Here is a 19,973-nt window from a genome sequence, read left to right on the forward strand (position 1 = left end):
TGCCGCGTGGCTTGCGGAAAAGCCTGCGGCTTGGCTATCCCAGGTTGCTCTGCACAAACGCCACGATCTCACTGGCCGGACGCGCGCCCGCCAACCGCGCCACCTCACGCCCCCGCAGGTAGAGCACCAGCGCGGGGATCCCCTGAATCCGCGCCCGCTGCGCGATCTGCGGATTATCCTCGGTGTTCAGCTTGGCCAAACGGGCGCGTCCCTGCAACGCCTTGGCCGCCTTGACAAATTCGGGTGCCATCGCCCGGCACGGCCCGCACCACGGCGCCCAGTAATCCACCAGCAGCGCCAGCTCGTCGCCCCGCGTTGCCTTGTCATGCCCGCCCGCGTCGAACTCGATCACCCGGCCATCCGCCAAGGGATCCCCGCAAGCGCCGCATTTCGGCCCAGCCGACAACCGGTCCACCGCGACCCGGTTCATCTGCCCGCACGTGGCACAGCTTAGCTTGACCGCGTCTGCCATCGCTTACAGCAAATCCTCTTCTTCTGAGGTCACATCAATGCCCATCGACTCTAGTCCGGCCTCAAGGTTTTCGGCCAGATCGGTCATGCCCAGCAGATATTCCGCCGTGGGGGCCGAGGCCTCGACTTCCGCCACCACCACCGCTTGGCCAAATTCTTCGGGCGCATAGGTGCCGCGCCCGACCCAAGCTAGCGCCGTCAGATGCGCTTTTTCATCGACGTTCAACGCATCCAGCAAACCGCGCAACTCGGCCGCGGCCGAAGCCGTGGTTTCGCGCGACAGGTAAATAATTTCCACCACTTTCGCGGCTACAATTTCCAACATCATTATCTCCTGCTCGTCGGTATTTTAGCACAACGCTTAGGCTCGACTATGATCTAAAGCAGGGTAAGTATCCATCACCCAAACGCTCATCCCGCTAAAGCAGCCAGACCGCCAGCCCATAACCCACCGAACCCGCCAGCGTCGCCATCACGACTGAACGCGCGGCGGCATAAACCGCCAGCACCGACGCCGTACCAATCCCCAACGGCAGCGGCACGCCGCCCTTCATCATTGGCAGCACCGAGGCGACAAACAAGGTCGCGATCGCCGCAGGCCCGGTTGAGGCCAAAAACCGTGCCAGCACCCCGTCTGGCTTGATCCCCGACAGATCCGCCTTGGTGGGAAAAAACCGAAACGCCCAAGTGCAAGCGCCCACGATCAACGCCAAAGTCAAAATCTCAAGCCGCATCATTGCGCCTTACCAATAACCCGCTTACCGCGCCCGCAACCATGCCCGCCAAAATCCCCGCCGTGCCCGACCATGCCAGCGTCACCGCCACCGTGGCCGCCATCGCCACCGCAATCACCGGCAGTTGCAGCTTTGAGAGGATGGACAGCAGCAGCGCCAAAAACAACGCGGGCAGCATGAAGCCCAAAGCCGCGTCGATCACCGGATAATTCTGCAAGGCAGCCCCCCCCGCAAACGCCCCCAAAGCCGTGCCCGACAGCCATGACCCATAAGCCGCCAGCCCCAGACCAAACATGAACGCCTCGGAAAATACCACTTTTCCCCGCGCCAACGCCCCAAGCGCCGCACCAAACACCTCATCGGTCAGCCCAAACGCCCAAGCCCAAGCGTGCTTGGTGCGCGCATCAGGCCCGACGCGTTTGATCAAGGCCGGGCCATACAGCACATGCCGGATGTTCATCGCCACCAGCGTAAATGCCGACACCAGAACCGGAGCGCCCCCGGTGATCAGCGCCAAAGCCAAAAACTGCGCGGCCCCTGCGTAGATGATCAGGGACAGCCCAAACGCCTCAAGCCCGGTCAGCCCCGCCCGCGTCGCAGCAACCCCGAAGGAAAACGCGATGGGGAAATAGCCCAAAGCAATCGGCAGGGCGGTGACAAGGCCCGCAGTGAAGGTGGATTTTGGCGCGTGAAGGCTCATGGCGCTTTGCTAAGCGGTTCAGCGGATTTGGTCAACGCGCCGCTTTTTGTCACGTCATAAGAAAACGGCCCCACCTAAGTCTCGGCGGGGCCATTTCTTAACAAATGGTTAAATCGACAACCCTAAGTCACTGATAAAAAACGATTCTAAAAGGTCCCGAGTTGGGACCTCACTCTGCCGCCTCGATATAGCTTTCCAAAGGCGGGCAAATACAGATCAGATTTCGGTCGCCATAGACGTTATCAACCCGCCCAATTGGCGGCCAATATTTATCCACCCGGAACGCCCCCGGCGGGAAACAGCCCTGCTCGCGCGGGTATTTTCGGGTCCAATCGGCAACCAGATCTTCCACCGTATGCGGCGCGTGCCGCAGCGGGCTGTCCTCGCTGGAAATCTCGCCGTCTTCGACCGCCTTGATCTCGGCCCGGATCGCCAGCAAAGCCGTGATAAAGCGGTCAATCTCGGCCTTGGTTTCGGATTCCGTAGGCTCCACCATCAACGTCCCCGACACCGGCCAAGACATGGTAGGGGCATGGAAGCCGTTATCAATCAGCCGCTTCGCGATGTCATCAACGGTAACGCCGACCTCGGCAAATGGCCGTGTATCAAGAATACATTCATGCGCCACCCGTCCCTTGTTGCCCATGAACAAGATCGGATACGCCCCTTTCAGCCGTGCCGCGATGTAATTGGCGTTCAAGATCGCCACCCGCGTCGCCTGCGTCAGCCCCTCGCCGCCCATCATCAGACAATAGGCCCAAGAGATCAGCAGGATCGAGGCACTGCCATAAGGAGCCGCAGAAACCGCACCCTCGCCGCCCGTTTCAGAATGTCCCGGCAGGAACGCCGCAAGATGCGATTTCACCCCAATCGGCCCCATCCCCGGCCCACCCCCGCCATGCGGGATCGCGAAGGTTTTGTGCAGGTTAAGGTGGCTGACATCCGAGCCGATCTCACCGGGTTTCACGAGGCCCACCAGCGCGTTCATATTCGCGCCGTCAAGATAGACCTGCCCGCCAAATTCATGGGTGATCCGGCAGATATCGCGCACGGTTTCCTCAAAAACGCCGTGGGTTGAGGGGTAAGTGATCATGCAAGCGGCTAGGTTGGCACCCGCAGCGGTGGCTTTGGCTCGGAAATCCTCTACATCGACGTCACCATTCGGCATGGCTTTCACCACCACCACCTCCATCCCCGCCATCTGCGCCGAGGCCGGATTGGTGCCATGTGCCGAAACCGGGATCAGGCAGATGTTGCGGTGGCCTTCATTGCGCGAACGATGATAGGCGGCGATGGTCAACAGGCCAGCATATTCGCCCTGCGCGCCGGAATTGGGCTGCATCGAGAAGGCATCGTAGCCGGTGATTTCACACAGCTTATGCGACAAATCCTCGATCGCCTCGCGGTAGCCCAGCGCCTGATCTGCCGGGATAAACGGATGCAATGAGCCAAACTCGGGCCAGGTGATCGGCATCATCTCGGCGGCAGCATTCAGCTTCATCGTGCAAGACCCCAGTGGAATCATCGCGCGATCCAGTGCCAGATCGCGATCCGACAACCGCCGCATATAGCGCATCATTTCCGATTCCGCCCGGTTCATGTGGAACACCGGATGGGTCAGATACTCAGTTTCCCGCAGCATCGCTTCGGCAAAGCCCAGTTCTGCCTTTGCGGGGGGCGAGTCTTGAATTCCAAACGCCCGCAGCACCCGGCGGAGAACATCTTCGTTGCTGGTTTCATCCAAGCTGATACCGACATGATCGCGGCCCACCTTGCGGAAATTCAGCCCTTCCAGCCGCGCCGCCGCCAGAATCCCGGCTTGGCCAACGCCAACATCCACGGTGATCGTATCGAAAAACTGCTTCTGCGGCAGGGTTGCCCCCGCGTCGCGCAGGGCTTTCGCCAAACGCACGGTCAGCGAATGTACCCGCTCGGAAATAGCGCGCAGACCTAGTGGGCCATGAAACACCGCATACATTGAGGCCATCACCGCAAGCAAAGCCTGCGCGGTGCAGACGTTGCTGGTCGCCTTTTCGCGGCGGATATGCTGCTCGCGGGTTTGCAGGGAAAGGCGGTAGGCCTTGTTGCCGTGGCTGTCGATGGAGACGCCGACGATCCGCCCCGGCATCTGGCGTTTGTGTTCGTCCTTACAGGCGAAAAACGCCGCATGCGGACCACCATACCCCAAAGGCACGCCAAAGCGCTGGCTGGAGCCGACCGCAATATCGGCGCCCATCGCCCCCGGTTCTTTCAACATGCAGAGGGCAAGCAAGTCAGTCGCCACCACCGCAATCGCTTTGGCAGCGTGCATGGCGTCAATCCATGGGGTCAGATCGCGGACATCGCCCCAAGTGCCGGGATATTGGAAGATCGCGCCGAAGATCTGAGCCGGTTGCAGGGTTTCAGGATCGCCGATGATCACTTCGATGCCCAAAGCCTTGGCACGGGTTTGGATCACGCCGATGGTTTGGGGGTGGCAATGTTCATCCACGAAAAACTTTTTCGCTTTCGATTTGGCGACACGCTGGGCCATGGTCATCGCTTCAGCCGCTGCTGTGGCTTCATCCAGCAAGGATGCGTTGGCAAAGGGAAGGCCAGTCAGATCGGCGACCATGGTTTGATAATTGAGCAAAGCCTCAAGTCGGCCCTGCGCAATTTCGGGCTGGTAGGGGGTATAGGCGGTATACCACGCGGGATTCTCTAGGATATTGCGCTGAATTGCGGGCGGCGTCACCGTGCCGTAATAGCCCTGCCCGATCAGACTGGTCATTACCTTATTGCGCCCCGCCACCGCGCGCATCCGCGCCAGCAGGTCATGTTCCGACAGCGGAGCCCAGCCCAAAGGAATGCTTTGGCGGATGGACGCGGGGACGGTTTCATCAATCAGCGCGTCAAGGTCAGCCACGCCAACCACTTTCAGCATCGCCTGCATTTCAGACGGTGACGGGCCGATGTGGCGGCGGTTGGCGAAATCGTAGGGATCATAGTCAACGGGTGTGAAGCTCATTGCGCTCCCCTTTGGATGCAAGAACCAGACCCCGGGAATCGGGGGCCAGAATGTTCGCAAAAATCTTGCGGGCCTGACGCCCCGATCAGCCGATCAGATCGTTGTATTCGTCTTCGTCCATCATGGCATCCAGCACCGACAGATCGTCGATCCTGATCTTGAAGAACCAAGCGGCCCCGGTGGGGTCTTCGTTCACCAGTGCCGGATTATCGACCAGTTTGGTGTTAACCTCGGTGATCTCACCATCCAATGGCGCGAGAATGTCCGACGCGGCCTTGACGCTTTCGATAACGCAAACCTCGTCACCCTCGGCGACCACGGTTTCCACTTCGGGAAGCTCAATGAACACCACATCGCCCAGCGCGGTTGCGGCATGTTCGGTGATGCCAACCACCACCACATCGCCCTCGACGCGCAGCCATTCGTGATCTTTTGTGTATTTCATCGGGTGTCCTCAGCGTTTGTAGGTGGTTGGATGGAAAGGCATGGTCGCGACGGTGACAGGCAGACGCTTGCCGCGCACCTCGCCTTCCAGCGCCGTGCCGGGGCTGGCAAACGCGGCTGCGACATAGCCCATCGCAATCGGCGCGTTGACGCTTGGGCCAAAGCCGCCCGAGGTGACTTGGCCCAAAGGCGTGGCATTGGGGGTAAACAGCTCGGTATGCTCGCGCATCGGCGCACGGCCTTCCGGGCGCAGGCCGACACGCTTGCGCTCGGGGCCCTCCGCCAGTTCTTGCAGGATGCGGGCCTCGCCGGGGAAGTCGCCTGCGCGCGCGCCACCTGCGCGGCGCGCCTTCTGGATCGCCCAAGTCAGCCCCGCCTCAACTGGGCTGGTGGTGGTGTCGATGTCATGGCCATAGAGGCAAAGCCCGGCCTCAAGCCGCAAGCTGTCGCGCGCACCAAGGCCGATGGGCATGACTTCGGGCTGGTCGAGCAACACCTGAGCAAAGCTATGCAGGTGCGCGTTGGGAATTGAGATTTCGAAGCCATCTTCGCCCGTGTAGCCCGAGCGGGAAATCCACAGATCAGCACCCTGCCACGGCAGCACGGCTACATCCATAAAGCGCATCGCAGCCACGCCAGGGATCAACCGTGCCAAAGCTGCTTCGGCCTGCGGGCCTTGCAGCGCCAACAGCCCGCGATCCAGAACCGGGATCACCTCGGCATCCTCAAAAAGATACCTCTGCATATGCGCGATATCGGCGGTCTTGCAGGCGGCGTTGACCACGACGAAGATATGATCGCCGCGATTGGCGAACATCAGATCATCAAGGATGCCGCCGGTTTCATTGGTGAACAGCCCATAGCGCTGGCGGCCCTGCGTCACACCCAGCACATCGACGGGCATCAGCGCTTCAAACGCCAAGGCCAAAGCTTCATAGCTGGTTTTCGGGCGCAAGATCACTTGCCCCATGTGACTGACATCGAACAGGCCCGCCGCAGCGCGGGTGTGCAGATGTTCCTTCATCACGCCAGCGGGATATTGCACCGCCATCTCATAGCCCGCAAACGGCACCATTTTGCCGCCCAAACTGACATGCAGATCATGCAGACCCAATCTGAACAATTCTTCGGCCAAAGCCGCCCCCATAACTGCCGGATACGCATACCGGCACCGATCAGGCGGACCAATCCCCACCCTTCGATGCCCCCTCTGTCTATACCCAACTTGGGCGCCTGAGATCGTTATCCCTTCGGCGGGTGCGGACGCACCACTCTCCAGAGTCTGTTATCAGAACGGTCCTTGAGCCTGAGAGTTTACCGGGGCGGTTGCTCCTTCGGCACCAGAAGTTTCCTGCTGGATTCTCCCGATCCTGATACCTTTAGCTAGCGCAGAGGCTGCGGGGCTTGCAAGTGAAAAGAATACGACGGTATGCACCTGCTTTACGACACTCAGACGCGGGCAGGCGTGGCAATGATCATCCGGTAGGCGAGCCAGACACCAAGGATGCCAAAAATCACTCCACCCAATGCTTGCCCAATCAACACGCCCTGCGCGCCCCAATACTGCGCGAACCACCACGCCAAGGGCACGGTGCCAATGGTATGGCGACCCCAGTTGATCAGGGTGGACATCAACGGGCGGCCCAAGTTATTGCAGGCGGCATTTGCCATGAAAATCGCGCCGTTGAAGAAAAACAACAGGCACAGCGGGCCGCAAAACAGATAGACCAGATCGCGCGTCAGCCCCTCGGCATGGAACAGATCAGCGATGGGCGCGCGCAGGGCGAACAGGATGACCGTGACGATGACAACGACGACGGCGGTAAACTTCAACCCATCAAGGAAGGTTTGCAGCACCCGGTCCATCCGCCCTGCCCCATAGTTCTGGCCGATGATCGGGCCAATCGCGCCCGACAAAGCGAAAATCACACCCAAGGCCACCGGGGTTAGCCGCCCGGCAATCGCCATCCCCGCCACTGCGGCCTCGCCATAACCCGACACCATCCGCGTCACCATCGCCTGTCCCAATGGGGTGGCGACTTGGGTTAAAATCGCAGGCCCGGCAATCGCATAGACCGGGGCGAGGTCGGCCTTCAGCCCCTCGATCGACGGCCGATCAAAGCCGCCGTGATGCCGGATTACCGGGATCAGCGACACGCCTGCAATCACGATCCGCGACACCACTGACGCAATCGCAGCCCCAGTCAGATCCAGATGCAGCCCAAAGATCAGGATCGGGTCCAGCACTGCATTGGCCGCTGCCCCCCACAACGTTGCCGCCATCGCCCGCCGCGCGTCGCCATGGCTGCGCAGGATCGCGCCGCCGATCATCCCCACCATCAAGAAAGGTTGTGCCGGAATGACGATGCGCAGGAAATGCACGGTTAACTCGTGCGTGCGCCCCACCGCGCCCAGCAGGCTGACAATACCGGGTAAAAAGGCCCAGACCACCGCGGCAAAGAGAATGCCAAAAGCGATGCCAAGGATCATGCCATTGGTGGCCTTTTCCCGCGCCATCACCAGATTGCGTTGCCCCACCGCCCGCGCCACCAAGGCCGAAACGGCAATAGAAAGCCCGATGCCGAACGAGGTGGTAAAGAACAGGATCGCCCCGGCGTAACCCACTGCCGCCGTGATATCCTGTTGGTTCAGCATCGAGATGAACACCATGTTGATCAGATCAACCGAGAAAATCGCCATCAGCCCGACCGAATTGGTCAGCGACATCACCGTGATGTGGCGGAATACTCGCTGAAACCCTTATTTCATTGGTTTTGCTGGATATATGTTGCGCTTCAAGCGCATAAACTCCATACATGGCGGGCAGTACATACATACATGACCATACATGAGGCCCAAATGAGCGGCGTTAAGAAGAAGCATTTCGACCTGCCCCAGTACGTCACCAAAACCACCAAAGGCCTGTACAAGTATCAACGCCGGGTGCCGCCAGAACTGCAGAAAATCCTGTCCCGCAGCAAATGGGAACATTCGTTAGGCAGCAATTCCGGCAAGGCTTATGACCTCGCCAAACAGTACACCGACCAACACGACGCCGAAATCGCCGCGCTTCGCAATCCTGACACCGCGAAGCCCCGCGAAATGGAAATCATAGGCACCCGCGTTCAAGCACGAATAGCCTCTATGACGGCACAGGGCGTTGCCAGTGGTGACGACGACACCACGTTTGACCCCGAAGCCCGCGCCGATGATGGGTTTCAAAATGCTATTGGGGAAATGTGGCGGCGTGTTCCCAAAGCGATGGAGTTGGCGGAAGAGGTTCGCGACCCAACAGCGCGGTACAATCGTCTTGTGAACTTGTTCACTTTCGCCTTTGGTGATCAGTCCCGCGCCACGGTTGAGGGTTTGCCTACGTTCGCCCCCCCGTCAGGGGGGTATGACCTGCGCCAATACACCATGCACAAGGCGATGCTGACGGAGGCACTGGAGGCCCTCGCCCCGATGCCATCACAGACCCCAGACGAAATGCGGATATCCGCGCTGATGGAAACCTATTCCAAGGCCCAAGGCGCGCGCCCGAATACCGCAGACGGTAACCGCAGACGGGTGAAGCGGCTGGTGGCGTTTGCAGGTGACCATGGTCTAGAGCACTACACCGAAGCCATCCTAAAGCGCTACCGCGATCATCTGGTGAATGGGGACCCGAACGCGAAGCCGAAGGCGATAGAACCCATCCAAGCGGGAACCGTTCGACAGTACTTTTCCTGTCTAAAGGCTGTCTGGAATTGGGCTGCGGATGAATTCCCCGAACATCGGGAACTAGTATTCCCCCGCGTTCGGATGCCGAAGAATAACGCCACCGTGGAAAGCACGCGCTGGCAAGCGTTCGATGACGAGCAAATCAAGCTGGTGTGGAAGCTTGTGAGCGATGCATGGAGTCCAGACGCGAAAAGCAAACTGTCACAGTCCCGGCGGAAAGCGTTTTTGATGGCCATCCGAGTCCTGCTCTACACTGGCATGCGCCCCGCCGAACTGTTCCGGATCAAACACGGCGACGTATCGAACGGCGTTTTAAGCATTCACCACACCAAAACCAACACGCCCCGCCAGATACCGCTGGCCAAGCACTTGGCGGACTTTCCTGCGTATCTGGAGGCCGGAGGTTTTGCGGCTGAAATGGAGGCGGGTAAAACCTCAATCGTGGCAGGGAAGGTATACAACAAGCCGACACTGCCAGAAACACTTGCAGGCAGTCTGACGGACAATTTCGTGCCGATCATCCGCAAGGGCGGAATCACGAATAATCGGCTGGTACTGTATTCTTGTAAGGACACGCTAGTGAATCGGCTGTCCCGTGGCGGGTGCGGCGATGATGTTGTGCGCGGTATCATTGGCCACGTGACGCCGGGGAAACTGAGGCACTACAAGGAGCCTCTGGCGCAGTCCGTGGAAGGCATGGCGGCGATGCGGCGGGCGCTGGATGCGATAACCTACTGGTGAAGGGCTGACGCCCTCCCCTACCCCCTAAAGCACGCCTGCCATCCTGTTCTCAGGGCGGCGGGCGTACCTTTCACAGCCTCGACACATCACCGCCTCACACATCCTCACACCGACCCAACAGCGCGGCGGGCATCTGATTTTGATGCCTCGACAGGTCACCAAGTTTCAAGCCTTTAGGCCTCTGTGGAATTATTGAGCGCGTCAGCGCTAAAATCCACAAGTACATATGAAATCGTTAAACGCAGATTATGCGCCGTTATGTGTGGTAAATTTGACTCACTACCAGAAATGGTAGTATAAGGAGGTAACGAAAAGCTAAATCACGAAAGATATCCATGCCCCTTTTCATTTCGCAACGCAAACTGATGGAGATCACGAACGTCTCAGTCACGACCGTCAATAACCACCTCACAGATACCCCAATCATTCGCTATGACCGACACCCGCACTATTACTTGTCGGAGGTGGTGATGAAACTAAATCGCCATGCATCATCTTACATTGATCGGCTCACATATGCCGCCGAAGATGATGAAGAATTGTACACGGGCGTCGACTCCCTGCGTGTGGCAGAATCCTTTGATTCATATATCCGCCGCGATGTTCGGATGGATGCACGCGCTAAGAGCGTTCGCAATTCATTCTTCAATTCATTGGCCCTATGCGACGGCGCGCGGACGTATATGACTTACTCCGAGTCCTTGCGTTTGAAGTTACTTTTAAACGGTCCAGTCTCAATGTTTTTGCTGACCGGGGACAATTCAGAACTGCCCTTGTGGCATGGGGGCTTTAGCCCTGCTTTTGCCTTGGTCAATTCAGGGCTAGATTCCAAGGTGGCAGCATGACCGTTCGCACCATCACCCGCACCGATCACCAGCACCGCCTAGACATCCTGCGCAGGCTTGTCATCGGTTCGCCAGATGCCTGCCACAGCCTCTATCAAGCCTGTGATGGGTCTGCCGCCGAAGTAACCATGGCAATGGATTCATATGAAAAACTCTGTGCGGCTTTCCGGGACGGAACGAATTTGACCCGTCATGACGTGGTGCAGCTACTATCGGGGGCAGTCGAATGACCGCGTACCTAGTCAGCATTCGCCGCCTTGTTCTGTCCAATCAAGCAGCTTGCCGGAACCTCCACAGACTCGGCGGCGGAACCGAAGCCGGAATTGAACGAGCGCTCAATTCGGAGGCGTACCTTACAGCCGCTTTCAAGTCGGCAACGCGATTAAAACGCGATGAGGTAGAGCGCCTCATTAATTCGGTGATGGGGTCAAATAAAGAAGAGACCACGAAAGCTACATACAATGATGTGCAGCATATTTTGATGGCAGAATTTGCCGCAACGAAAGGACGTTAAGATGTTTGAAAGTGATACAACACAGTTTGAAAAGCTAGTCTCAGATTCAGAGACGCTTAAAACCAAGTGGACAGCCGTCTGTGAAGCTGTTCAGACCGACATTAAGAATCGCTATGGACTCGACGTGGACGAGTCCACTGTGCGCAAGATTGGTGAGGTGCGGCTATTCACATTGTCCAATTACGCTGCGCTAGATCAAGCGGAATACTCAAAGCAAGTAGAGGCATTGCCACAGCTTGCCGAGGTCATTCGGATTCGTGAAATCGCCGCCGGAAACATGATTGTGCGGAAGGCCGCGCTGGATGAAATCAACGCGATGCCAAACCGCTCTAAAACCAACCGCGCCGATAAGATCAGCGAAGCCCGCCGTTTGAATGTGGCCACCAGTGGCGCGGATTATGACGACTCCGGTTACAGCCATGAGCAGAAGGTTCAAATGTTGCTTACGATTTCCAATATCTCTGCCCGGATCAGTCAGGCGCGGGCATGGGGTATCCTGAAATGACCGAAGAGGAACTCCAGCCAATAATTGACCATATCCGCGAGTCTGGCGTGGACCCTTGCAGCCTGTTCGCTCCGATGCCACCCCCGGCACGCTGGAAACGCGGTCAAGCTAAACCCGCACCTGACAGCACGCCGCGCATGGATCGGCCCTTCCGAGTATTCACCCCTAGCGGGCAGGTGCTGAATACGCACGAATATATCCACGCCATCTATATGACCAAGTCCGTGCCACGTCTCGCACGCGCGATGGGAGGCATAGCATGATCACACTAGACCACTGCCAACTGCATTCCCATTGTGTGCGCGTGTGTACTGAGGGGCTAGACCCCCTGACGATTTTTGGACCCGATCAGGAAGGATACCGGGTTTCAATTTGGGGCGGATGGATTAGGACCCGTGACCACGAGCGGTTTCTGCTGCAATGTGCTGGCACGCTCAAAGCTATCGGTATGAAGCGTCAGATTTCAGCAGCTTGGAATCTGGAGAGGGGCCGATGGTGAATCCGATCATGGTAAAGCTTCCGTTCAAGCTTGGGCCGATTGTGTCCGAGATCAGACTATCTAATAAGCCCCCTTCGGCGTTCTTCACTGCCAGAAGGGCGGATGGGTCAAGGCTCTGCCACATTGGCGGGCAAGGTATTCGCGTCAGCGAAGCCGAGTATCTCCAGATTCTCAGTGCGCTACAGCCCGCCACAGGCACCAGCCCCGAACAAATCAGGATTTGGAACCTCCAGCGGCGAGCTGGTGGCAGGGATTAGGGGCTGTGGCGGGGTATGTTTGCTACCCCCGCCACGGCTTAGGACGCGGCTAGTCTCCTAGAAGCCCGTCCAACGTCGCGCACAAGGCCCTGAGATAAGCCTTGTGCGCGGCGTCTAGGTTTTTGTTCGAATCATCTGCGATCTTGTGAGCAAGGCGGATGATCTCGGACTCGCGCTGTTCTTCGGTCTGCATGGTGTAGGCTCCTTATCTTGGTTAAGTTTGAGCCTCCAACATACGGAAAAACTGCGGTAAAACAATGCCTTACGGGTGATAGAGTTAATGACATTGCGCAAGTCTGGCTTACATTGTCAGGGAAAACTGCACCGGAATACCTAAATGACACGGAAACTAACCGTTATGCCCGGAAAGTTTGACATTCACTTATTGTGTGGTATGCATGGCACACAGGTGTGATGCCAAAACAACATGATGCCATTCCCCTAGATGTATAGCCCTAATCTACCTGCGCTTCAAGCGAAAAATGAAAGAGATCGAAAATGAAAGAGACCCCAAAATACGTCACCCGCGATGCCATGCGGGACGCCCTCGACAGTTGCAAAACCAGCTTCGGCGCATGGCTGCAGATGGTGAACGATGGTGAACTACGCGCCCGCCGCCTTCGATCAAATGGGAAGGCGCTGTGGGCATACGACCTAGAGCAAGCCGTTCGTTTCATGGCGCGCCATACATTCAAGTTTGACCGCGATGCCGAGCAACGGCTGCGCGTCAGCTCCTTTGAGTTGTCCGCCTGATGCTGGGTGGCCGTCCCGAATGGATATACGACACCCCCGACTCCAAGCCCCGCCGCCCTACCACTTCCGAGAGGTTGGCAAGGAACGCCGCGCAACAGCGGTTACGCCGGGGCCTACGCGCGCGCGAAAACTGGACTGACGAAGATTTTGAAGTGGAAGAGCAACTTCTTGCGGCACAGGTCGCGGAGTGGGTGGCGGCTGGGCAAGTCCAAATCTTCCCGCCGGGGTGGTCTCGCTATGAGTGAAAAAGAAAAGAGGCCCGTGTGACAAGCACGGACCTCCGAAAGACTAACGGATGCCGAAAACACCCGTGCACTACAGTACATAACTTAGTGCAGAACCATACATTATGCAAGTGAAAGACTCCACTATGAGCGAACTACCACACCAATTTGATGACGCGGAAGCCGTCACACCGACACCAGAGGCACCAGCCCTTCAATGGCACGCTGCATGGCTGCGTGGCACCAAGACCCCCGCCTATACCCGCCTGCTAGGCACCACAGCGACTCTGATGCTGGGCGAAGTCTGGGGCCAGCATGATCGCCGCAACACCCCCGATGGAGAGTGGCAACCCGTGACCCTCACTTGGGAAGCATGGATTGAAGGCGGTCCCGCCAAGGATGGCAACCCGGCATGGGGTTTCAGTCGACACCCGATAGGCAAGCACAAGGAAGGCGTTTCCGTTGTGCTGGGCAGTAGCGAACTGAAAAGCCGCAAGGCCAAGGAAGTCGAATACATGTACGCGCTGGGGTTGGACCTCGACAGCGGCGTAAGCTTTTCCAGAACGATTGATAAGATCGAACAGCTTGGCCTGTTCTGTATTGCCTACACCACATTCAATGACGGCAAAGACGTCATGGAACTTGACCGGGACCACGTGCTGACGAAAACGGGGATCACCACTGATCCTACTGCAGATCAGATCAAAGCCTATCTTGCCAGCGGTGGCAAAGACGGCAAGACCGTGCTGGAGCCTGAATTCATCGCCGCAGTCGAGATTGAGCACCAGAAAAAGCAGATTAAGGGTGGCGTGAAGATCATCCTGAAAACTCCGACCCTCGATAAGTTCCGGCTAATCTTCCCGCTGGAAACGCCTATGAAGCTGATCGATCTGGACCCTATCCATGCCAAGGCTCTTGAAGTCTGGGAGGATGCAATCACCGGGTTTGCGCACAAGCACCTAGGCGTCACCTTCGATACATCCTGTACGGATTCAGGGAGGGTCTACTATACCCCACGTCATCCGAAAGGCTCAGAGGATCACGCTTGTGTTGTGGTGCAGGGCGACCCGTTGCGGTTTGAGGATATCAAACCGATGAAAAAGGCGGCGTACATTGCTATCCAGAAAAGCGGTGGTGGTGACAATCCTTTCCTTGAAGCTGGAGGCACTACTGCCAGTGACCTACCGCCACAAATCACCACCGACAGCGGACTCAATTTGAACAAATGGCACAGCCGGTTCAAGGCGAGGTTCATGGTCGCCGATATGCTGGAGCAGCACGCCCCGGACAAGCTGCGGCTGACTGGTAGCGAACCGAACGGGGCGGTGACAATCGAATGTCCCTACGAGAGTGAACATACTTCCGAAGGCGGAAGTGCTGCGATGGCAATTAACTGCATCAACGCTGACGCCGGATTCTGGACAGTGTTCTGTCACCACGCTGCCTGCCAAGGGCGCTGGAAAGGCGAATTCCTTAACAAAATGCTACAAGATTGGGGGATTGAGGAGTCACTACTCACCGATATCGGAGAGGGATATCTGTTGCCGCCGGGTGATCAGGATATTGAAGACGACGCCGAAACCACGGACGAAAAAACCGTGCCGCAGGATCGAACAGAACGGCACGCGGAAAAGGAATCCGAGATCACTTCCGAGTTTGAAAAGCGGGCCAGCGAATTCACCAAGCAAACCACCGACGCGGAACTCGAAGCGCTTATGGTGTGCATGCTGGAAGCTGGTGCGGGGGAATCCGCACGTCAAAAGGTCAAGGAAATTGTGGAAGCAAAGACCGTGTTCAAGGCAGCGGCTTACAACCGGATGTGGAGAGCGGCGGAGAAAGCCCACAAGCTGAAAGCTAAGCGCAAACCAAAATCCAGAGCAGGCGACATTGAACCTATCGACGTGATGGCCGATTTTGAAGACCGGATCGAATATGCGCAAGGGCGTATCCATGCGGCTAACGCCGCCAGTCCAAGCCTCTTCCGCTTCGGTGATGCATACGCCACGCCGAACCTGTTGCAGGGGCAGGTAAGCTTGCTGGAGGCCCAGAACGACTTCTACACGCCACTGGCCAAGGTGACCCGCTGGCTGAAGATTACCGACAACGATATGCGGACGGTAGCCCCGCCCGATGACGTGGTTAAGTACATGTACAATGACCCGGAATTCATCTCGGAGTTGCCAGAGTTGCTTGGCGTGGTGACAACGCCATTCTTTGCCGCCAATGGCGACCTTGTGCTGGAGCCGGGATACCATGCCGGGGCGCGGGTGATATTGGAACCGGGTGATTTGAAAGTGGCTCGCGTTAGCGAGGTTCCGACTAAAGCCGAAGTCGCGGATGCAGTGAAATTTCTGATAGAGGAAGTCATTGCCGACTTCCCGCTTGCGGGCAAGGTACGCGCCGAGATCATGGCAGCCAAAGGCGATGACGCCGCAGTCATCGCCCATTCGCTGGCGCTGATGTTACTCCCAATGGCGCGTTCCATGATAGCAGGGGCGACACCGGGGCACGTGATCACCAAGCCAGAGGCTGGCACCGGGGCAACTATGTTTGTTGACGTGTGCTCCCTCATCTCGATGGGCAGCGTAGCGCCTGCAATGTCCCTACCCGATAGTGATGTGGAAGTGGGCAAGTCTTTGACAAGCCTATTCAGCGAAGGGGCGAACATCATTTTCTATGACAACGTCAAAGACGCTGTATCCAGCACAGAACTTGCCAGCGCCATGACTGGGAAAAAGTACCGCGCGCGTTTGTTGGGCAGATCGGCAACGGTGGAAGTTGCCGTACGTGTTGTCTGGGTCTTCACCGCCAATAACTTCGAAGGCACCAAGGAATTGCTCCGGCGGTTTATCTTCATTCCGATGGATGCGATGTTAACGAACCCGGAAGAGCGTGTGCCAGTTGACGGATGGCGTCACCCCGACCTGATGGGCTGGGTGGAAGAGCACCGCGCCGAACTGGTGCACGCCTGCCTGACTATCATTCAATCATGGGTGGCCAAGGGCATGCTCCGACAAACCAAAGTTAAACGTGGCGGATTTGAAGACTGGTCTGCCGTGATGGGCGGAATTCTTGAGAATGCTGGTATCGAAGGTTTCCTATGCGGTCAAAAAGAAGAACAGGACAAAGCGCGCGATGATGGGCAGGAAGGCCAGCAAGCGCTTGTAGACGTCATGGCAGAGTATCCCAGCGATACAACATGGTTCCGACCGGGCAGCTCGAAGCCACCGGGCGCAGGGAAAGACCCAGCGGTCAACATTCAAGACCTATTGAATGGTGCCGACCGTTTCGACTTGGATTCGTATGGTGATGCTCCAAGCCCTATCGTGATAGACAACTGGGGATACAAGGATTTCACCAGCAAGTACGAAAACGCGGTCCTGATCGGCAGGCGTATGGTGAACTTTGCTCGGAAGCCTCACCTTAGCGGCGACTGGATTATACACCTCGAAATGTCCGAGGATAACCACGGCAAAAAGTACCGCATGTGGAAAGAACCCGTGAAGGTGAAGCTGACGGTGATCGACGGCGGCAAGCAAGACATGGCAGCGTGATCATCAGTACATTGTTAAGCGGAAGGGCGGCGGTTGCCGCCTTTTCCATTTGCAGATTGGAGTGATGGGAAATGTGTCAAGGGTGCGGACATGGTTTCATTTTGTGTTTTCGGTGATGGGGGATTGTTTCGTTTTGGGTGGTGAAGTTGGACGTGCGCCCGTCAGGGCGGGATTTCAGAGGAAAACGAGGGGGTACGATGCCATCAGAGGGGGTAGCGAGGGGGTAGGGTTTTGCGTACCCCCTCTCAATATTATTGTTCAATTACAGTATATTACAAGGAACGAGAGGGGGTAGAGGGGGTTAAAAGAGTATTTGTAGAATAAGAAAAGGGTATATATTTCTCTGCCCTCATTCTGACGCTGTAAAATACATATACGGTTCCCCAGCCGCTCCAGAGGTTCCGTACCCCCTCTACCCCCTCGTTTCCGGCTGAAAATCCGACAAGCACATGTAATCGTTTGATAAAACATGAGAGGGGGTAGGTCATTCGTACCCCCTCTCTCGCCTGCCAGATCAGGACCGGGCCAATCCCGGATACTGCGCGTGCAGTTGCGCCGTCAGCACCCGCGCACGCTCTTGGGTTTGGCGCGTGTGCTCTGCAGCCCGCTCTTGCAGCAACAGCCGAAGCTCCTTGCGTTCCTCTGGTGTGAGATCATCGTCAATCATCTTTCAGGCCTCCTTAGCCTTGGGCGTTATGCCTCTGCCAAGTGTACCAGCCGACTGGGACCACAGCCTATGCACGCGGGCTATTCCCCTGCAGTCCACAGATCGGGGCGAGAAATACATATCGCAGATCAGGGCTAGGCTGTTACACTGTCGTCATGCCGCTATTCCATTTCCCTTTAACATTCTGGGTTCCTGCGACCTCTGACATGGTGCCTTGCTCGCCGTTCGCATTTGTCCCCCGACAATGGGAGGTTTCCGTATACGACCTTTATTCACTCGCCGCAGAACAACACCCACTAGGCCTTCCAGTGGAGTTGATGCAGGTCTATCTCAGGCATGTGCATCTGGAAATTGCCGTGGACGCCCCGGACCACCCCACAGCGTGGAGGTTGCTCGATACATTGCGCGCCGTGCTGTACAGTCGTGGCTTGAAGCCGACGGTTGCACCTTTCGCAACAAGTTACTCCCTCAATGCCTACGCAGGTATAAACTCCAGAGGCTCGGAAACATTGCGGGCAAAACTGCCTGACGGATTACGTGACGGCATTCAGGCCAAAGAAACCAAGGTTCAGGCATGGCCTACCGAATTATTCCTAACGTGTCATAGGGGCGGACCGGACCTCACAGAGATGATAACGCCTGAGGATTTTCTTTCTGCCGTCGAAGCCTGTGCGATCTGGCAACGTATTGAAGACAAGCACTCAGCCGCTCGCGTCATCCGCAACGCTTTAGTAAAAGCGCCTCTGATGCCCGACCTCTCATCTTCAATTTTGCATATGTGGCAAGCACTCGAAAATCTGTTCGGTATCAGCAGCGAAATCACTTACCGAGTCTCGCTCCTACTCGCAGAATTGTGCGTACCAGTTGCACCCCGAAGCACCACCTACACAACAGCCAAGGCCAGTTACGGTGACCGGAGTAAAATTGCACATGGGTCAAATTCTCCAGTTGTGGATGCCCAGTGGCAACGCGCTTGGGGACTTCTGCAAAACGTGTCAAAAGCCATACTCCACAGAGGCAGCATTCCATCTGCCAATGATTTGACCGATGAACTTCTAAACCGCTAACCGTCCGAAAGCCCTTTCAGCGGCCCTCGATCATTGGTTTTGAAACCATTAACACGTTAAGTTATAGAAAGTTGCGCCATCATGCATCAAAACGAGCGATTATTGCGTAAGGGATTTTCGGCCCTCCCTATCCGCTGCCTGACGGCAGCAGTCATAATCTTGCGAAATCAAACATCACAGAGAAATAATATTACGCACGGGACAATCGAGCTATGCTGTCAGCGCGTAGCTAGCCCCTTAATGACCAGAAATCCCCCCTCTCCGACCCCCTCAAAAACAACCCCCATTGAAATCGTTGGATAATTCTGGGGTCAGCACCCCTGCGGCATATTACATAATGACTATTATAGGACTGTTAGCGCTAACATTTGTCAGTTATGACTTGCTTCGACTGATTACCTCGACACCGGGCAGGGCATCACCTCGACACACACACACGCCTAACGGCGTCCAGTGTCACCATACCACGCCAGCACCACGACCCCCACACCCTCGACAGGCCCATGACCTCGACACGCCTATGACCTCATACACCATCACCGAACGCCGTTAGGCGTCATGCTGTCAGTACATCACACCATCACGCCTAACGGCGTCCACTGACAGCCCACTGACGCCATACCCTGCTGTATCCGCTGCCTTACACACGCCAACCTGACAGGCCCTTAGACCGCCTCCTATGGCCTCTGTTGGCGTGTCGTGCCGATGCCCGATCAGGGTGTGAAGTACCCCCGCCATCACCTCGACATGGTGAAACGTATGCGCGCCGATCACATTGCAGGGTCAAAAGTACGCCCGCCGATGACATGACAGGGTGTGACTCGGTGGCTTGTCCGATTTGCTGACATTTGACCGACCGCCGTTAGGCGGCAATTATCCAGCAAAATCAATGGGGTGGCTCCAGACCGGGGTACCCCCCACCTGCAGGAAGTGCCCTGTACCCGCGCACATGCCGCTACACAACCCGGCGATTTTGGAATCCGAGAATCCAATTCGTTAAAACACATGCCTCACAAAAATTTTCACCAATCCAATGCCACAGAAGTTGTATTGATCGCCCCGAATTGCAGCGTGATCGGATAAACCGATATGTCCCCCGATTTGAAAATTGGGTCGATTCCTGCTATATAGATAGAGCCTAGCCCAGATAGGCAAAGGGCAGCGGACGAAGTTTTTCAGCCATTCAATAATCCGCTGCCAACCATAAAAATGTGGTGGGCCGTTTAGATATCGGCCCATCACCACCCCCAAATCCCCCACATTTTTATGAT

Annotated in this window: 18 protein-coding genes and 1 riboswitch; of the genes, 8 read left to right on the forward strand and 10 right to left on the reverse strand. The window is 56.9% G+C overall.

Features of this window, described 5'->3' with window-relative positions; genetic code table 11:
- Positions 1-34 precede the first annotated feature (34 nt).
- The 8 genes from Q7V03_RS19515 to Q7V03_RS19550 form a co-directional block, all read right to left on the reverse strand.
- On the reverse strand, positions 35-472 hold the full coding sequence (locus Q7V03_RS19515) for a co-chaperone YbbN (RefSeq protein ID WP_304927256.1): 438 nt from the start codon (positions 470-472) through the stop codon (positions 35-37).
- 3 nt (positions 473-475) lie between these two features.
- Positions 476-796 (reverse strand): DUF3775 domain-containing protein, encoded by a 321-nt coding sequence (locus Q7V03_RS19520; protein WP_304927257.1) that lies wholly within the window; start codon positions 794-796, stop codon positions 476-478.
- Positions 797-890: 94 nt separating this feature from the next.
- Positions 891-1,205 (reverse strand): AzlD domain-containing protein, encoded by a 315-nt coding sequence (locus Q7V03_RS19525; protein ID WP_304927258.1) that lies wholly within the window; start codon positions 1,203-1,205, stop codon positions 891-893.
- Positions 1,195-1,905, reverse strand: a complete 711-nt coding sequence (locus Q7V03_RS19530) for an AzlC family ABC transporter permease (RefSeq protein WP_304927259.1) — start codon at positions 1,903-1,905, stop codon at positions 1,195-1,197. Before Q7V03_RS19530 ends, Q7V03_RS19525 begins: the two co-directional genes overlap by 11 nt.
- Positions 1,906-2,074: 169 nt before the next feature.
- Complete coding sequence (gcvP, locus tag Q7V03_RS19535) at positions 2,075-4,912, reverse strand: aminomethyl-transferring glycine dehydrogenase (protein WP_304927260.1); 2,838 nt, start codon at positions 4,910-4,912, stop codon at positions 2,075-2,077.
- An 85-nt stretch (positions 4,913-4,997) separates the two neighbouring features.
- Complete coding sequence (gcvH, locus tag Q7V03_RS19540) at positions 4,998-5,357, reverse strand: glycine cleavage system protein GcvH (RefSeq protein ID WP_304927261.1); 360 nt, start codon at positions 5,355-5,357, stop codon at positions 4,998-5,000.
- Positions 5,358-5,366: 9 nt separating this feature from the next.
- The gene (gene gcvT / locus Q7V03_RS19545; protein WP_304927262.1) at positions 5,367-6,491 is read right to left on the reverse strand and encodes a glycine cleavage system aminomethyltransferase GcvT; all 1,125 of its coding nucleotides are present in this window, start codon (positions 6,489-6,491) and stop codon (positions 5,367-5,369) included.
- 149 nt (positions 6,492-6,640) lie between these two features.
- Positions 6,641-6,733, reverse strand: a riboswitch (glycine riboswitch).
- 72 nt (positions 6,734-6,805) lie between these two features.
- Positions 6,806-8,083 carry an MATE family efflux transporter gene (locus Q7V03_RS19550; protein ID WP_304927263.1) on the reverse strand — a complete coding sequence of 426 codons (1,278 nt, stop codon included), beginning with the start codon at positions 8,081-8,083 and terminating at the stop codon, positions 6,806-6,808.
- A gap of 132 nt (positions 8,084-8,215) precedes the next feature.
- On the opposite strand from Q7V03_RS19550, the gene Q7V03_RS19555 reads away from it, so the two are divergent.
- The 5 genes from Q7V03_RS19555 to Q7V03_RS19575 all read left to right on the forward strand — a co-directional run bounded on the left by Q7V03_RS19555 (position 8,216) and on the right by Q7V03_RS19575 (position 11,681).
- Positions 8,216-9,817, forward strand: a complete 1,602-nt coding sequence (locus tag Q7V03_RS19555; RefSeq protein WP_304927264.1) for a tyrosine-type recombinase/integrase — start codon at positions 8,216-8,218, stop codon at positions 9,815-9,817.
- Positions 9,818-10,152: 335 nt separating this feature from the next.
- A complete protein-coding gene (locus Q7V03_RS19560) occupies positions 10,153-10,662 on the forward strand; it encodes a hypothetical protein (protein ID WP_304927265.1) in 510 nt (169 codons plus the stop codon).
- Positions 10,659-10,892, forward strand: a complete 234-nt coding sequence (locus Q7V03_RS19565) for a hypothetical protein (protein WP_304927266.1) — start codon at positions 10,659-10,661, stop codon at positions 10,890-10,892. Before Q7V03_RS19560 ends, Q7V03_RS19565 begins: the two co-directional genes overlap by 4 nt.
- Positions 10,889-11,176, forward strand: a complete 288-nt coding sequence (locus Q7V03_RS19570; protein ID WP_304927267.1) for a hypothetical protein — start codon at positions 10,889-10,891, stop codon at positions 11,174-11,176. Before Q7V03_RS19565 ends, Q7V03_RS19570 begins: the two co-directional genes overlap by 4 nt.
- Position 11,177: 1 nt before the next feature.
- Positions 11,178-11,681: a hypothetical protein gene (locus Q7V03_RS19575; RefSeq protein WP_304927268.1), complete on the forward strand. Its 504-nt coding sequence runs from the start codon at positions 11,178-11,180 to the stop codon at positions 11,679-11,681.
- 805 nt (positions 11,682-12,486) lie between these two features.
- Here Q7V03_RS19575 and Q7V03_RS19580 read toward each other — a convergent pair.
- Positions 12,487-12,630, reverse strand: coding sequence for a hypothetical protein (locus tag Q7V03_RS19580; RefSeq protein ID WP_304927269.1), 144 nt, complete (start codon positions 12,628-12,630; stop codon positions 12,487-12,489).
- 305 nt (positions 12,631-12,935) lie between these two features.
- Between Q7V03_RS19580 and Q7V03_RS19585 the strand changes: the two genes are divergently transcribed.
- A complete protein-coding gene (locus tag Q7V03_RS19585) occupies positions 12,936-13,190 on the forward strand; it encodes a hypothetical protein (protein ID WP_304927270.1) in 255 nt (84 codons plus the stop codon).
- 349 nt (positions 13,191-13,539) lie between these two features.
- On the forward strand, positions 13,540-16,968 hold the full coding sequence (locus Q7V03_RS19590) for a hypothetical protein (RefSeq protein ID WP_304927271.1): 3,429 nt from the start codon (positions 13,540-13,542) through the stop codon (positions 16,966-16,968).
- A gap of 514 nt (positions 16,969-17,482) precedes the next feature.
- Here the strand turns inward: Q7V03_RS19590 and Q7V03_RS19595 are convergent.
- Entirely contained in the window at positions 17,483-17,635 is a 153-nt protein-coding gene (locus tag Q7V03_RS19595; protein ID WP_304927272.1) for a hypothetical protein, read from the reverse strand.
- 317 nt (positions 17,636-17,952) lie between these two features.
- Here Q7V03_RS19595 and Q7V03_RS19600 point away from each other — a divergent pair, with 317 nt between their 5' ends.
- On the forward strand, positions 17,953-18,702 hold the full coding sequence (locus Q7V03_RS19600) for a HEPN domain-containing protein (protein WP_304927273.1): 750 nt from the start codon (positions 17,953-17,955) through the stop codon (positions 18,700-18,702).
- Positions 18,703-19,973: the final 1,271 nt, after the last annotated feature.

The organism is Cypionkella sp., assembly GCF_030652235.1.
Classification (GTDB): domain Bacteria; phylum Pseudomonadota; class Alphaproteobacteria; order Rhodobacterales; family Rhodobacteraceae; genus Cypionkella.